The sequence below is a fragment of the Verrucomicrobiota bacterium genome, from assembly GCA_019247695.1.
Classification (GTDB): domain Bacteria; phylum Verrucomicrobiota; class Verrucomicrobiia; order Chthoniobacterales; family JAFAMB01; genus JAFBAP01.
Genome location: JAFBAP010000152.1, coordinates 35281 through 50613, shown reverse-complemented (window position 1 = coordinate 50613; position 15333 = coordinate 35281). Strand labels below are relative to the sequence as shown.

Annotated in this window: 5 protein-coding genes and 1 riboswitch; of the genes, 2 read left to right on the top strand and 3 right to left on the bottom strand. The window is 61.0% G+C overall.

Annotation, left to right across the window (positions count from 1 at the left end; all coding sequences use genetic code 11):
- The first annotated feature begins 223 nt into the window (after positions 1-223).
- Positions 224-2011 (top strand): methyltransferase domain-containing protein, encoded by a 1788-nt coding sequence (locus tag JO015_17565; protein ID MBW0000907.1) that lies wholly within the window; start codon positions 224-226, stop codon positions 2009-2011.
- Between the two features lie 285 nt (positions 2012-2296).
- Here the strand turns inward: JO015_17565 and JO015_17560 are convergent, their stop codons facing one another.
- Complete coding sequence (locus JO015_17560) at positions 2297-3001, bottom strand: hypothetical protein (protein ID MBW0000906.1); 705 nt, start codon at positions 2999-3001, stop codon at positions 2297-2299.
- A 113-nt stretch (positions 3002-3114) separates the two neighbouring features.
- Positions 3115-3242, bottom strand: a riboswitch (SAM riboswitch).
- A 393-nt stretch (positions 3243-3635) separates the two neighbouring features.
- Here JO015_17560 and JO015_17555 point away from each other — a divergent pair.
- Positions 3636-4766 carry a hypothetical protein gene (locus JO015_17555; GenBank protein MBW0000905.1) on the top strand — a complete coding sequence of 377 codons (1131 nt, stop codon included), beginning with the start codon at positions 3636-3638 and terminating at the stop codon, positions 4764-4766.
- A gap of 295 nt (positions 4767-5061) precedes the next feature.
- Here the strand turns inward: JO015_17555 and JO015_17550 are convergent, their stop codons facing one another.
- Positions 5062-11040, bottom strand: coding sequence for a DUF3320 domain-containing protein (locus JO015_17550; protein ID MBW0000904.1), 5979 nt, complete (start codon positions 11038-11040; stop codon positions 5062-5064).
- A gap of 1068 nt (positions 11041-12108) precedes the next feature.
- The gene (locus tag JO015_17545; protein MBW0000903.1) at positions 12109-15327 is read right to left on the bottom strand and encodes an efflux RND transporter permease subunit; all 3219 of its coding nucleotides are present in this window, start codon (positions 15325-15327) and stop codon (positions 12109-12111) included.
- Positions 15328-15333: the final 6 nt, after the last annotated feature.

Genomic DNA, 15333 nt, shown 5'->3' with positions numbered 1-15333 from the left:
TTTCCGTAAGTTACCTGTGGATGCGCTTGAGGGTGAGCGGGGGCACCGGCGCTTGGCGCACTCCGGCACTCTTGCCCAGGGGGGATCCGCACCTGGGGCCGCCAGAGAAACCGCAGCCAGCTTGAGCGCAAGGCGAATATCCGTTAACGATGACGCCCATGGTCGTCGGAAAGGGGGTGGGATTTGAGCACGCGCGCCGCTTTGCCCTGATCTATCATCTCTAATGGGCGCGGACGGACAAGAGCTCAACACGGCAGACGCGTTGGCGTGGTACGATACCCACGCCCGGGAAGTCGTTGAGCGCCATGAGACGCTAAATCCGGCTGCGGTGAATGCGTGGCTGGAACCGTTCCTGCCACCCGCGGGCGGGTTGGTCGCCGATGTCGGCGCGGGCGCCGGGCGAGACGCCGTATGGTTGGCCGGTAAGGGTTACGAGGTCGTCGCGGTCGAACCCTCGGTGGAGATGCGGCGCCAGGCAGAGCAGTTAGGCCGCACCCAGAGCGGCCGGATTCGCTGGATCAACGACCGGTTGCCCGGTTTGGAAGAACTTCACCGCAGCGGGCTCACCTTCGATTTCATCATGGTCAACGCGGTCTGGCACCATGTGCCGCCCGCCCAGCGCGAGCGCGCCTTCCGAAAGCTGGTCACCTTACTGAAGCCGACCGGCGCCCTCGCGATCACGTTGAAACGCGGGGAGGAACGGGGGTCATCAATCACAGCAGACGCCGGGCAAGAACACCGGGAAATCAGGTTTCCGGTTTCAGTTGAAGAACTCGAGAAGCTCGCCCGGGAACACGGGGCCTATGTCGCGCATGCCGGCAAAGCCCCGGACCAGATGAATCGCGAGGGCGTCAGTTGGGAACAGATCCTGATCCGTCTACCGGACGACGGCACCGGCGCCTTACCCCTGTTGCGGCACATCATCCTGGAGAACAGCAAGTCGTCCACATACAAACTGGCGCTGCTCCGGGTACTGGCCCGGATCGCGAACAGTTCGCTGGGGCTGGTCCGTGCGGACGAGGACGAGTTCGTGCAGGTGCCTTTGGGGTTAGTCGGCCTTTACTGGTTGCGGCAGTTCAAGCCGTTGCTTGCGGCCAACTTGCCCCAGATGCCGAGCCATGAGCAGCCCCTTGAAGGCCTCGGGTTTGTGAGACGGGCTTACCGGGAGATCCAGGGGGTGTCACACCTCGATTTGCGGGTTGCCGCCCGGTTTGAGGGCGCCACCGCGAAATGGGTCCATGAAGCCGTCAAGAATGTGGTCGACAACCTTAAAGTGATGCCAATTAAATACACATCCTACCCGGACCACCGCCGGGTGTTCGGGGTGACGGCGCCCGGAAAGGGCCGGCCACGCCTGGTGACCGGTCTGGAGCTCGATGGCGATTACCTGTCCGGCTTCGGTTACCTGCGGGTTCCCACCAATATCTGGAAGGCGCTGACCCGGTTCAACATCTGGATCGAACCGGCATTGATTGCTGAATGGGTCCGGATCATGAAGGGGTACGCGGCAGGGCAGGACCGGCAAATCCCGGAAGAGACGTACGCGCAGGCGATGCGATGGTCGGACCCGCAACGCGACACGGAGTTCGCGCGCAGGATCGCCTTGGAGCGTCTCCAGGAGGCCCCGCTGTTCTGCGTCTGGAGCGGCAAACGGCTAACGCCGCAGAACCTCGACATCGACCATTGTTTTCCCTGGTCGGCATGGCCCTGCGATGATCTCTGGAACCTGTTGCCGGCCGATCGTAAGGTGAACCAGCGCGACAAGTCGGACCGGGTGCCATCAGCGGATCAGCTCCGCGTTTCCCGGGATCCCATCCTGCAATGGTGGGAGGACGCATACCTGGCCCATTCAAGCGAAGTAGTGGCACACCGGTTCCTGAATGAGGCGGCGGCATCCTTGCCCGGCGTCTCCGGCTTATCGGGCGCCGATGAGGTTTACGACGGGGTCACGCTGCAGCGGATACGCCTGAGCCACGACCAGCAAATCCCCGAGTGGCCCCACAAACGGTGATCGGCGGCTTTGACGTGTTCGCCAAGAGCTTCGCGGGGCCGGGACGCAACCGGGCTCGGCCCACCGTTGGGGTGAAACAGGGCCCGGATCAATCATCTACTCTTTGGGTTTTTCTGATGGCGGGGGGAAGAGTTCAGACAAAACTCGGGAAATCTTTTTCAGGGTGCGATGGACGTTGAGTTTCCGCTTGAATAACGCCGGTTCGACGTTGAGCGTGATGCCCGGCAACTCTATTGTGACATGATATCTGTCGTAACGGCCAGGCAAAGGCCCGCGTCACGGCGGTCACGCGGGCTCCGCGCCGGAACCGGCATCCTCTTCCCGATCGCGGGCGAGCGCTTCGCACGCGCCGAGATACCACTCCTCGCAGACCTGGCCATAATGGCAGCCGAGTTCCGGGTAAATGTCGGAGTCAACCCGGGTGAAATCTCGAAGCCCTTCCAGGTCGCTGCCGCAGTCGAGGTTACACAGGTTAAAGGACAGAACGAATCCCAAGCGTCTCCATTCCGGGTCGGCTCCTCCCTGTTCAACGTCATCCAGGAACCGGATGAACTCGCTCAGGGAGAAGGGCCGGCGGGAACCCTTCTGCGGCAACTCGTATTCAGTCTCGTACTCGTCACTGACGCGGTACAGGATCCGGGAACCGGCAGGCCGGGCCCGAATGCTGATGACGTCACCGGTGGTCGATGCCAGTTCGATCCGGGCAATCTCAACCTCACGGCGCCGGTAGCGTGGCAGGTACTCCCCGCCCATGAAGGTGGGATGGATCCGGCCGAGGCCGTCACGGTCCTCTTCGCCAAGTTCATCGGCCAGAAGCGTCGGGTCCAACTGATCTAGCCGGCCCTCCGCGTGATAGGCGCGGATCATTTCCCGGCGGTTCCGGCCCTGGACGTTGCGCAACGCCGCATTGAGGGGGTCGCTGGGCGGCGCCCAATAGGAGGCAGGCCTAAACGAATAGTCAATGCCCGGATAACGTTTGAAGGAACTCATGGTTTTCAGGTCTCTCTCAAATAGGTTTTTGTTAGTCTTTGAGAGCACCCGGAGCGCAGGTAATAAAAAACCGCCGGCCTGCATCAGGCGGGCGGTTGGCATTACCAACTGGAGACTTTTTGTTTGTTTACCCGCTTGGGCGGGTCACATCCGAGGTCCCCTTGAGGGCCTCGCAGGCACCTTGGCGTCTCCACCGCCAGGTTGCCGTGTCCGGTTTCCCGGACCACTCCTGATGCTCGACTAACAGGATGCCAGGACCCGTGCAAGATGCCAAGGCAGATTTCAGATCAGGATAACAGCGAATTTACATTTCCTGGTGGAGATTATGTAATTTTCAGCACACTTCAGACGAGGCCTCGGGACCGATGGAAGATAGGCAATAAATGGCCGTCCGGATCGCCCGACCTGTAAACGTTGAGATCATCGACGGGCGCTGCCCACCCTATCCGGGGAAACCGGCCAATGCCGTCATTCATGCGCAGGTGCCCGTGCCCCTGAACCTTCGATTTAATCGCGAGCAGATACGGCCGATAATGCCATTCGCGACCGGTCCGCGTGCGGCGCGGCAAAGGGCGGCAGTTGCGTGTAACGGCGCCGGTATTCGTCCTTCCTGGTGGCAATCCAAGACTTAAAGGTGAACAGCTTATTTTCGCGCTTGTGGCGGCATTGCTCGAAAGAGGCAAAGCCGGAGGAAAACTTCTTTTCTGAATTGGTGGCAGAAGCATTCAGGACGCATCCTGAGTTACTTTACCGGTGGCTGGACAAAATCCGGGTGCAGGACATCCCTCGTGCCGGTAGTTTGGAGGTCACGGTTCAGGAACACGCCGAGATAGCGCCGGATCGATCGGGGTTCTACGATATTTTGATCCGCATCCAACATGACGCGGGCGTGCACCTGATCGTCATCGAATCGAAGCTCGACTGCCCGCTTAAGCGCGAACAACTACGCGATTATCAAAACGAACTAACCAACCGCATGGCCAAGGATCCCGGCGTAACCGCCACGCTGATCTGCGTCACCCGCGATTTTGAGAACATAGATCCGCCCGACGGAAGAGCGCAGTTCATTCAAACGAGGTGGGAATCCTTTTACGAAATCCTTGAAGATTTTCTACAAGCCAACCAAAGCTACCTCGCTGACCAGACGTACCGCTTTATCAGGGAACATCACATCGCCACACCTGTGAAAATCACGCGCCCGCACCTTGACGCACTGGTAAATTTTGGCTCCTGCGTACAAATGCTTGATGCCGTCTTTAATTCAGACATCCAGAATAGATTTCGGGAACTCGGCGGCCGCATGTTGACGCGCCCGAACCAGCGCATACGCTCGTTGCTTGCAGGCTGGTTATACGGCCTGCGCTGCCACCACGGTGACTGGAAACTCGGATTCCATCTCGGGTTTTGGCATGGATACCCCGCGCGGGGCGTTGTGTATGCCGGAGGGATCATTTGCTTGAACGGTCAGACGCCGGAGGATACACGGACGAAGATGCTATCGGCCGCAAGGGCTTGTCTGAACGGGGGAAGCGCTTGGAAACCTCTAGACGCGCCGAACTATTTTGCCACCGATCCGGGGTTCATCTGGGCGCAACCACTGGAGGATGCACTTGCAAAGGCAAATAACGCCGACGGCGTGCGCGGCGTCCTTCAACCGGTACTAAACTCGATGAGGCAGTTTAAGGATGAATTCTCTTTTCCGGGTTTCAGATGGGATAAAGACTCCCAGGACGAGCTCCAGGGCGAACTGTCCGAAGGCGTCTGATCGTGGTTAGGAATTCATACTGTCCAAGATCATGTGCATTCGCCGCGTCTTTTCTGCTGTTCGCATCGCTCAGATCCGCAGACGGCTTGCGGATACCTTATCGCAAAAGACCCCTTCATTCTCATGTCGTTTCACATAATGACCAAACCGGACCCATATACGCATTGGATCCGGGCCGGCAAACTGCTTGCAGGATAATACCATCTCGACGGCCATGGAGCTATAATCTTGTCTTCCTCCCCAGCTCCTCCCGCCGGAATTCTACCGAAATGATTGTCTAAACGGTATGAGTCCCTCAAGCCGCTTCGCGGTCCTCGCTACCAGCCGTTGGGCAATCGCGCGCAGCCTGAACGATCGTCATCAGTTTCGCCTCTATCCCTTTGGACAGACGAATGATCCCGAGCTCTTCCGCCGCGGCGGCGATGCACTCTGCATCGGTCAGGCCACCGTCCACCAACGCCGTAGCGAGGCCGACCAATTCCACATCGGGGATGTCCTCCAGCGGGCGGACGCCGGGAAGCGCTCGCCGAAATGGAATGCTCCCGCTGGGGTGTAAACCGGCCGGCCAGATAACGAAGGCGTCGCCTTGGACCGTGCGCTCGCACCTGGGATCGACGGCATCCAGAACGCGACCGCGAATCCGGCTGCCGCACTGCTTAAATCCGTGGGCGCGGGCCAACCGCTTGATCAGAACACGATCCAAAATCGGTCCTTCCGCTTCCACCACATGGGCGACCATGGCGCGCAAAGTCGGCCCATAGAGGGGGTCGTGGAACCGGGGCGCGAGCGGAACGAATCCGGCGGCCGGGAGGTCGGCGGGTTGGTACTCTTGAGTTGAGGAGTCCAGCGGTTCCTTTGGCAAACGCGCGTAAACCACCGACCCAAGAGCGGCAGCCGGCGGATCTGCGGGCAGCGCTTCCTGAGGGGTGCTGCCGGAGAGGCGCGTGGCGTTCCCTTCCGGAACCTCGGCTGAGGCAACGTCCGCTTCCGCCTGGTTCTGGTCCCGTTCAGAGGCGGCGGATACAACCATCTCGCACGCCTTGTTCTTACATGCTGCACGATCCTCCGCCAGGTCCGCCTGCAGTTTGGCGTCCAACCGTTCGCACGCAGCCTCGGCGTCTTGCCACCATTCAGTGCTCCAAATCCGGCGGATCCGCCAACCCATACCCGTGAGAATCCCTTCCCGGAGCCGATCCCGGTCTCGGGCGGTGGCTTGACGGTGGTAGGTTGCGCCGTCGCATTCGATCCCGGCGAGGTAGCGTCCGGGTTCGTCCGGGTGAACGACGCCGAAGTCGATCCGAAACCCCGAAACCCCAACCTGCGGGTGAAGGGTCCAGCCGCGTCTCTGCAAGGCTTCCTGAACGGCGTCTTCGAACGGTGACTCGGTCTCGCGCCCGGTCGGCGCCGATGACTGGGCCAAGGCAGCCGGCCCACGCTGCGAGTACTCCAGAAATGCTTTAAAGTCAGTGATGCCCCGGTTTCCAAGCCGCACGGCGTCGATCATTTCGGGACGCAACGTCGCAAAGACCAGCATCTCGGCCCGGGCTCGGGTTACGGCGACGTTCAACCGTCGATGGCCGCCCTGACGGTTGAGCGACGAGATGGTTGAGTGGACGCGCCCTGCGCCATCCGGACCGACTGCAACGGAAAAGATGATGAGGTCACGCTCGTCGCCCTGCACGTTTTCCAGATTTTTGACGAAGACCGGTTCGTGCCAGCGTTCCGTCTGGAAAAAGCTTTCCAAGGCCGGGTCCTGGCGGCGCTCAGCGTCCAGAAGGTTTTCGATCAGGCGCTGCTGTTGAGCGTTGAACGTGACGACGCCCAGCGAGCGTTTCTCGCGGACGAATGCCGGGTCCCGGAGCCTGCGGACGACTTCGGCCGTGACCTGACGCGCCTCTTCCCGGTTGACCCGGGCACCGCCCCGTTCGTAAACCCCGCCCGGCACGTGCACGTAACGGACGGCACGGTCGGCGGTGACCGCTGATGGAAACGTGACAAGCTCGCCGTTGTAGTAACGTTGATTGGAAAAGGTGATCAGGCTCTCGTGCCTGCTCCGGTAATGCCACCTGAGGGAGCGTCGGGGAACGTTTGCGGCCAGGCATTCGTCCAGGATACTCTCCTGGTCGCCCTCTTCTTCGGCGTCGTCCGCCTCTTCGAACGTGCGTTCGCCAAAAGTTGCCGGCGGCAACTGCTCGGGGTCTCCGACGATCAGTGCCTGGCGACCTCGGGCAAGCGCGCCGATGGCGTCCCAGACGGGGATTTGTGATGCTTCGTCAAAGATCACGAGATCAAATAAAGGCGCGTCCGCCGAAAGGTATTGCGCCACCGAGAGCGGGCTCATCATGAGGCAGGGCGTCAGGCGGACCAAGGCATTCGGGATTTTCTCGAAAAGCCGCCGCAGCGGTAAGTGCCTTGCCTTCTTCTGTAATTCCCGCGACAGGACGCCCCACTCCGGATCTTTGCCGAAGTCGTTCGGATCAGGCACGCCGCATCCCAGCTTGGCCTGAAGCATTCTTGTCGACAGCCGTTGGACCGCAGCGTCTGCCTGCTGAAAGCGAGCGAGGAGGTCTTCGTGTCGTTCCGGAAAGAATTTAGCCAAGGCAGGTTCCTCAGCCATAACGCCTTCCACCCACCAACGCGTATAGACGGTCTCCAACACGCTCGTGACCTCGTCGGGCCGGATCATTCCTGCGGCGAGCGCTCGGACAACCGAACCGAAACCTGCGGCGGACACCCGGCCCGCTGCCTCGTTCCAATAAAGCCATCCCGGCGCCTTGGACAGCGCACCCTGCCAGCGCACGAGGGTGGCGCGCGTGCAATCCGCCCACGGCTCAGGTAGGGTAGGATCGGCGCCCACCAGGTGGCAGAGGCTGCTCCAGGCTCCGTTGAACGCTTTCCAATAGTCGGGGAGGGTTGAGAGGTTACCCGCTACATCGGACTGCCATCGGGTAAAAAGCAGTGCGGGAGACCATCCGTTGCCCCCCTCCGGCAGCGGACGCGTCGGGAGCGCAGCCAGCAATCTGGTGGCCGCGGCTTGCAGCTCAAGGGCACGCCGAAGGGGTGCAAGGTCGGTCTTCAGGCCAGCCCATCGGTTGCCAAACACCGCCTTCAGCGTCGTCAAATCCCTAGCGTGTTGGTCTAAGAGCCGGCGTTCCGCCAGAATGCTCAGGTCAGGCCCCAGGTCTGCGGGCAACGGACCTGAGGCGTGGCCGGCGAGGACCTTTCGAACGGCGTTCCGCGTGAAAATACGGGAAAGAATAAAGGCCTTCCCGGCGGCCGACCAGCGGGTGGTCAGGGCCTCGACATCAATCTCGAGCACCGTCGGTTGGTAACTGCCTTGCAACCGGCCTGCGAGGCTCGTGTCATGGGCTTGCAATCGGGAGAGCTCGACCATCTCCCGATCGAGATTGGCATCAGGCGCGCTCGGCACCTGCGCAAGCAGTTCCGCCTCCCGTCCACTGCAACCCCCCAAGGCCACGCAGAAGTCCGTCAACGCCACAACGCCGGCGCACCCGGCCGGTTTCGGCAACGCGAGGCCGGTGACGGCGGCGTCAACGGCCCGATCAAGCTGATCCAGAGCGCCGAGCGCGGCAGTCAGGTGTTTGTGTACCTCGCGATTCCATGCGGGAGAAAAGGCGCGCGCACCCCACTCGCGCAAGGGGTGATTCGCGAAATCGCCGACGATCCGAGCCGCAGCCGTGAGTTCCCGGCCGAGTTCTGTGGTGTCCGGTCCTTCCGCGTTTGGACCGGCTCCAGGCATTGGGTGCGCGAAAGTGAGATTTTCGTACAACCCGCGACGGGCGACCAAACGACCGAACGCCCGGTACGGCGTGTCGCCGTTTGGCCAGGTCCGATGCAATGCTCGGACAAACCCGTTAAGTTCCTCTCGCAGTTTCGCCAGTTCTGCGGTCGCCTTCGGCCAGTCGGGTACCGGCGGCAGTTTGCCTTTTAGCCACGCCTGTTTGAGCCGGGCGAGCACCAGCGATTTCTGCGCTTTGTTCGAGTGGAGCTCAAGCGCGCGGTCGCCCAGGCCGATATCGCACAAGCGTCGTTGGACGACCTCCAGAGCCGCGGTTTTATGGGAAACAAACAGGACGGTCTTTCCTTCGGCCAAGCATTGCGCGATGACGTTGGTAATGGTCTGGCTCTTGCCGGTGCCGGGCGGTCCGAACAGGACGAAGTTCTTGCCGGCGGAGGCTGCGAACACCGCTGCAAGCTGGGAAGAATCGGCCGGAAGCGGCGCAAACACATTCTGCGGCGGGTAGGTACGGTCGAGCTCCTCCGGCCGCGGAAACGCGGCGCCATCGGCGAATGCGACGCGGGGCGTGTCGATGAGGTGGCGCACCAAGGCGTTCTCCTTGAGCTTGTCCGCACGCTCCTGGAGGTCACACCACATGAGGTGCTTGGTGAACGAAAAGGTCGAGAGCGAAATTTCCTCGCTAACTTCCCATCCGTGGAAGTCGCGGGTTCGCTGCCTGAAGGTGTGCAGGATCTTTGGAACATCGAGTCCGGAGAGATCCCTCGGGAGTTCTCGTTCCAGTTCCGGGATCTCCAAACGAAAATCCTGACGCAACATTTCCATGAGCGTCGGATTGAGTTGGGGCTCGTCCTCATGTGAAGCCAAGCGGAAACCATCCAGCACGCTTTTGCGCTCCAGGGCTACGGGAACCAGAAGGATGGGTGCCCGGCATTCTCGGCTGCCTTTGGTTTCACACCAACGCAGAAAGCCGAACGCGAGGTAAAGAACGTTGGCGCCACCTTCTTCAAACGCAGTCCGCGTCTTGCGATAAAGTTCCGTGAGTCGGTTTTCGAGATCATCTGAGCCGGTATCGGCGAAGAGTTCGCCGCGTTCAAACGCCAACTGCGGCGGGTCTTTCTCGTTAGCTGCTGCAGCCGTTCCTGAGTAACGGGGCGGCGGGACCGGGTCAGACGAACTGGCACTCGGGGACGCGTCGGGGAGAGACCGGATTTTGAACTTTTTGCCTGCCGCAAGCGCATCTTCCAGTTCGGAGGCGTCCGGACAGAAAAGGGTGACCGACCCGGTGCCCCTGCCGAAGTTGAGCAGCTTGTTGCGCAGGGTCAGGTCCAGGAGCCGGCGCTTCCAAGATTCGAGGCGATCGGCCCCCGTGAGCACCGGACGTTCCGGCGCCGGCCCGTCTTCCAGGAAAGTTGGAGTGGGATCAAGGGTCAGCTCCGGGCGGGGCGCCTCCCTTGACGGGTCGTTTGACGCTTCGCCTTCCAAAGCGTGGCGGTCGCCAAGTTCAAGCGGGCGAATCCCGGATCTTCTGGCGGCCGCTACGTCTACCGCCAACTGAAACGGCGCCGGAGCCCAATGCTCCAGGTGCGTTCCACCGATCCGGAGGGCTTCCGTGAATCGAACGGGCTCCTTTTCGGTGAGCAACGTGCTCTCGATCAGGATCAGTTCTTGCAGATCACGTCTCTTGCGCAGAGCCTGCACATCCCAGACCACGGGAACATCATTGTCGAAAGGCTGGAGCGCCACGCCGACAAAGGCATGCCCTTGAACCAGGATCAGAGCCGAATACAGCCCGGCTTGCTCAAAGCAGGAGGCCAGGAGTACGCTTGTGTCCAGACAAGTGCCGACCCGATGCTCAAGCAGGTCACCCGGGCTGCGTACCTTCTGGCCTTCCTCTTCGAAGCTGGCCGGAGGGTAAACGTAGGTGAGTCCCAGTTCGGATACAGCGGCCCAGATTGCTTCCGCGATCTCCCAAACCCGCGCTTTGCGGCCGCTGCCATACCCATCAATCCCGGTCGGGCGGCCCGCCTCGGCGAGTTTACCGGATGCCCGGTGCAGGAGGCTGTCGATGGCCGGCTCATTGGGCCGGACAAAGGCCGCGAGGAGTGCGGGCGCAACCCTCGCTCCAGTCCAGTGCGAGGGCGGCAGGAGTCGGACGTCGGCGCTGAAGTGGGTAGCCTCAGCGCCGTTTGCGGAAATCGTAAGCGTAAACGAACCGACTAATCCCTCGGTCAAGCGCCCCAGGAACCCTGCGTCGAGCCGAACGTGGATTACTGGTAAATCTTGCCGGCGGCCTCGGGAGAGTTGGTCCAATCGCCAAGTCTCGGGCCGCAGGAACGGCGGGTCGCTTGTCAAGGTGACCACGACGTCGTGGAGGTCACTGGTGCTCTCAAGCGCAAGCTCGGCCAGAAACGGGACCGCGTTCTGGTGGAACGCGGCGCTCACGGTGCCGGCATAGATGCAATGAATCCGGACAGGCGTTTGGGGCGAGGTCGACTCGTTGGCAGGAGGGCTCAAGTTTGAGGCGTCGGACGGCATTCGTAAACTCCGAGAGGGATCGGCAGTCTGCAACAACACTTGAGCCGCGTCGAACACCGGAAAAGGCTGGTTCGCACGCGGCGATCACGGCAGGAGCGAGGGCAACCGAAAGGTGCCATGTTAGCACTTTCAATGAAACGGCAGCCTGCAAGAAGAAGGCGGAGGGTGCCATCTCCAAACTTTCAATACACCGGTTTTGAGGTTGATTGAGCGGCTCGTTGCGCGAGTGAGACGGCCAGAACGGGTGGCCGGTGGCATTGCTTGCTGCGGCCGACCGAGCCGGTTTTAGCCCCGAAGGGCGGCAGAACCTAGCTCAGGGTTTACCCTACTGCCATTTAGTTAAGGGCGAGAGGGGATGCTTTCGTCCCGCAGGGACGTCTGATCGTAGGCAGGGGCTTCAGTCGCTGTGCGGGCGTTCTCCAGCGGTTGAGGTGCCCTGCCAGCTTTACACCTATAATACCGTATAAACGGTCTGGGCCCAACGGACCGGCAGAACATAGCCCAGGGTTTACCCTGGGAACGCACCCGTCCCCGATCGAGCCCTGAAGGGGCGGAAGAACCCGCGAGCGACGCCTTCTGCCGCCCCTTCAGGGCTGGATCGTGATTTTACGGTTACCCAGGGTGAAACCCTGGGCTATGTTCTCCCGGCCCGTTGGGCCTAAGACCAATTCAACCAGCTACGGAGCATCATCCGGCGGCGACACCCCCCTCCAGCCGGCATTCTACCGAGATAGCTGCCTGAATGGTATTGGATTAGCCGTCCCTCCGGGACGAAGACCACGCCCGGCCTGCCGGCCCTTAACTAAATGGCAGTGGGGTTTACCCTGAGCTAGGTTCTGCCGCCCTTCGGGGCTAAAACCGGCTCGACCATCCTGAGAAGGGGTGTATTCCGAGGCCAAGAGGGCCTAGCGGCCTGTCTATCTTCGGAGGACCGCCGCACTAACATCAGGTGCCCGTCCGGGGCAAAAACCGGTGTAAGTTTACACGCGTTCCAAGCGGAAAACGGAGGGAAACCGCGGCCAGACTCGGCGCGCGAACGCCAGCCATTCAGGAGCGGTCGGCCACAACCGGTCGCGAAGCTGCAATCTCCTTGGCGGGCGGAACCCCGTGCTTCCCGGCTTCGCCTCGATGACTAACTTTCTCGACCAGGTAAAACATCACCGGAATCAGAAAAATCGCGATCAGCGTCGCGGCCAGCATGCCGCCAATGACGGTCGTTCCGAGAATCTGGCGGGACGCCGCGCCCGACCCGGCGGCCGCCCATAGCGGCACGCAGCCCAGGATGAATGCAAACGCGGTCATCAGGATCGGGCGAAGCCGCAGGCGCGCCCCCGTCAACGCCGCCTCCAGGACAGGCGCGCCTTTGTCGTACTCGGCCCTGGCAAACTCAACGATCAGGATCGCATTCTTTGCCGCCAGGCCGATCAGCATCACCAAGCCGATTTGCGCGTAGACGTTGTTTTCGAACATCACTGAACTCTGGCCATACACGTCGGCTTGGAACAGCCTCCCCATCAGCGCCACAAAAGCCCCAAGCACGGCGATCGGCGTGCACAACAGGACACTGAACGGCAACGACCAGCTTTCGTATTGAGCCGCCAGAATCAGGAATACGAATAGAAAAGACAACCCAAAGATCACGGCCGGCGACACCCCCTTTTGCGCCTGCTGTTCCTGAAACGACATCCCGAGATAGTCATACCCCATCTCTTTCGGCATGGTCTTGGCGAACACGTCTTGCAGCGCGGCCATCACTTGGTAGGAACTGACACCTTCCTTACCCGTGACGCTCAACTGCGCGCACCGGTGCATGTTGTAACGCATCGTGAACTCGGGCCCCATCCGCCGCTCGATCCTGACGACCGACGAAAGGGGGACCGGATCGCCTGCCTTGTTGCGCACATAGAACTGTCCGACGTCTTCGGGCTTGGTGCGAAAGGGTCCATCCGCTTGCACATAGACCTGCCATTGCCGTCCGAAACGATTGAAATAATTGACGAACGAGCCGCCCATGAACACCTGCACGGCCTTATACACGTCCGACAATTCAACCCCTTGTTTCAGGACTTTATCCTGATCGACGTTGAGGTAAAACTGCGGAACGCTCGGCAACCAGGTCGTTAAAACACGGGCAAGCTCCGGGCGCCGCTGCGCTGCTTCAATGAAGCGGCGCGTTTGTTGCGCCAGGAAATCGACCGGCATGCCTGCCCGGTCTTCCAAAACAAAGGTCACGCCCCCGGAGGATCCGATCCCCGGGATAGACGGCGGCGGGAAAACGAACGCGATCCCGTCGGGGATCTTCCCAAGCGCCTCATCCGCATTCCTTATCATCGCCCGTAACTGCTCCTCCACGGCCGTCCGCTTTTCCCAGGGTTTAAGGGCCACAAAGAAAAAGCCGTTGTAGGTGGTGCTGACGCCGCTGAGCATGCTGTACCCCGCGATCGCCGTCACGTCTTGCACGCCGGGCGTGCTCCGGAGGATGTCCGACACCCGTTTGCAAGCGGCGTCGGTCCTTTGCAGGGACGCCGTTTCGGGCAACGAGAGGTTAGCAAAAAGGTAGCCTTGATCCTCGGTGGGAACGAACCCTTGCGGGATCTTGCCGCCAATCCAACCGGTCGCGAGCAGGACCAAAGCCAGAAACAAAAGGCAGAAAAGACCGCGCCGCATCAACCGGCGGCAGACGCTCACGTAACCGTTGGTTGCCGAGCTGAAGGCTTTGTTGAAGGCCTTGAAGAAAAGGCTTAAAGGGCCTCGGCCGGCTTCCTTCTTCGGCCGCAGCAGCAGCGCCGCAAGCGCCGGGCTCAACGTCAGGGCATTGAAGGCCGAGAAGATCACCGATACGGCGATGGTGACCGCGAACTGCTGGTAAAGCCGGCCGGTGATGCCGGGGATAAACGCGGTCGGGACAAAAACCGCCGCGAGAATCAGTGCGGTGGCAATCACAGGGCCCGTGACCTCTTCCATCGCCTTAACGGTGGCGTCTCGCGGCGACAACCCGTTTTCGATGTGGTGTTCGACCGCTTCCACCACCACGATTGCATCATCCACGACCAAGCCAATGGCCAAGACGAGGCCCAGCAGCGATAACGTGTTGACCGAAAACCCGAGCAGAGGAAACAGCGCAAAGGTGCTGACCAGCGACACCGGCACGGCGCACAGCGGAATCAACGTGGCCCGCCAGCCTTGGAGAAAAATAAACACCACGATGATGACCAGGATCATGGCCTCGGCCAACGTTTTGTAGATTTCCTGCATCCCGGCCGTCACCGCCAGTGTGGTGTCCAGGGCGATGGAATAGTCAAGTCCGGAAGGAAACCGCTCTTTGAGTTGCGCCATCAACTGCCGGACGCCCCTGGCCGCATCGACCGCGTTGGAGCCGGGCAGTTGGTACATGGCGAGCACCGCGGCCGGCTTGCCGTTGAAGGTGCTGGTCATCGCGTACGTCTGGGCACCTAACTCAACCCGCCCGACGTCTTTGACCCGTACGTACGCACCGTCCGGCGTCGCCCGGATCACGACGTTACCGAACTGCTCCTCGGTCACCAACCGTCCCTGCGCAAGAACCGTGTTGGTGAAGGCTTGCCCGGGCGGGACGGGTTCGCCGCCAACCTGTCCCGCCGGGTTGACGGTGTTCTGAGCAAGGATGGCCTGTTCGATTTCCGGGGTAGTAATGTTGAGCGCGGCAAGCTTGTTCGGGTCCACCCAGATCCGCAACGCGTATTGCCCGGCTCCAAAGACGCTGACGCTCGCAATGCCGGGCACCCGGAGAATGGGATCATTCAGGTTGATGTAGGCGTAGTTCGCCAGGAATTTGGAATCAAACTGGCCGGTGGGGGAATATAAAGAAATGACCATCAACGGTGCGGCGGTCGATTTTGCCACGGTCACCCCGTAATTCTTGACGCTGGAGGGTAACTGTGACTCGGCCTGCGACTCGCGCATTTGCGTCAGCACCTGGTCGATGTTGGAGTCGGTGGTCAGATCGAAATCGACCGTGAGCTTCATGGCCCCGTTGCTGGCGTTCAGGGAATACATGTAGTTCATGTGATCGACGCCGCTCATCTGCTGTTCGATAGGCGTGGCGACCGACTGCTCCACCGTCAAGGCGTCCCCGCCGACGTACGTGGCGCTCACCGCGATTTCAGGCGGGACAATGTTGGGGTATTGCGCCACCGGCAGGCTCAGGAACGAGACCACCCCGACGATCACCATGACGATGGAAATCACCATGGCCACGATCGGACGATGGATGAAGAATCTGGCCATGGAGTC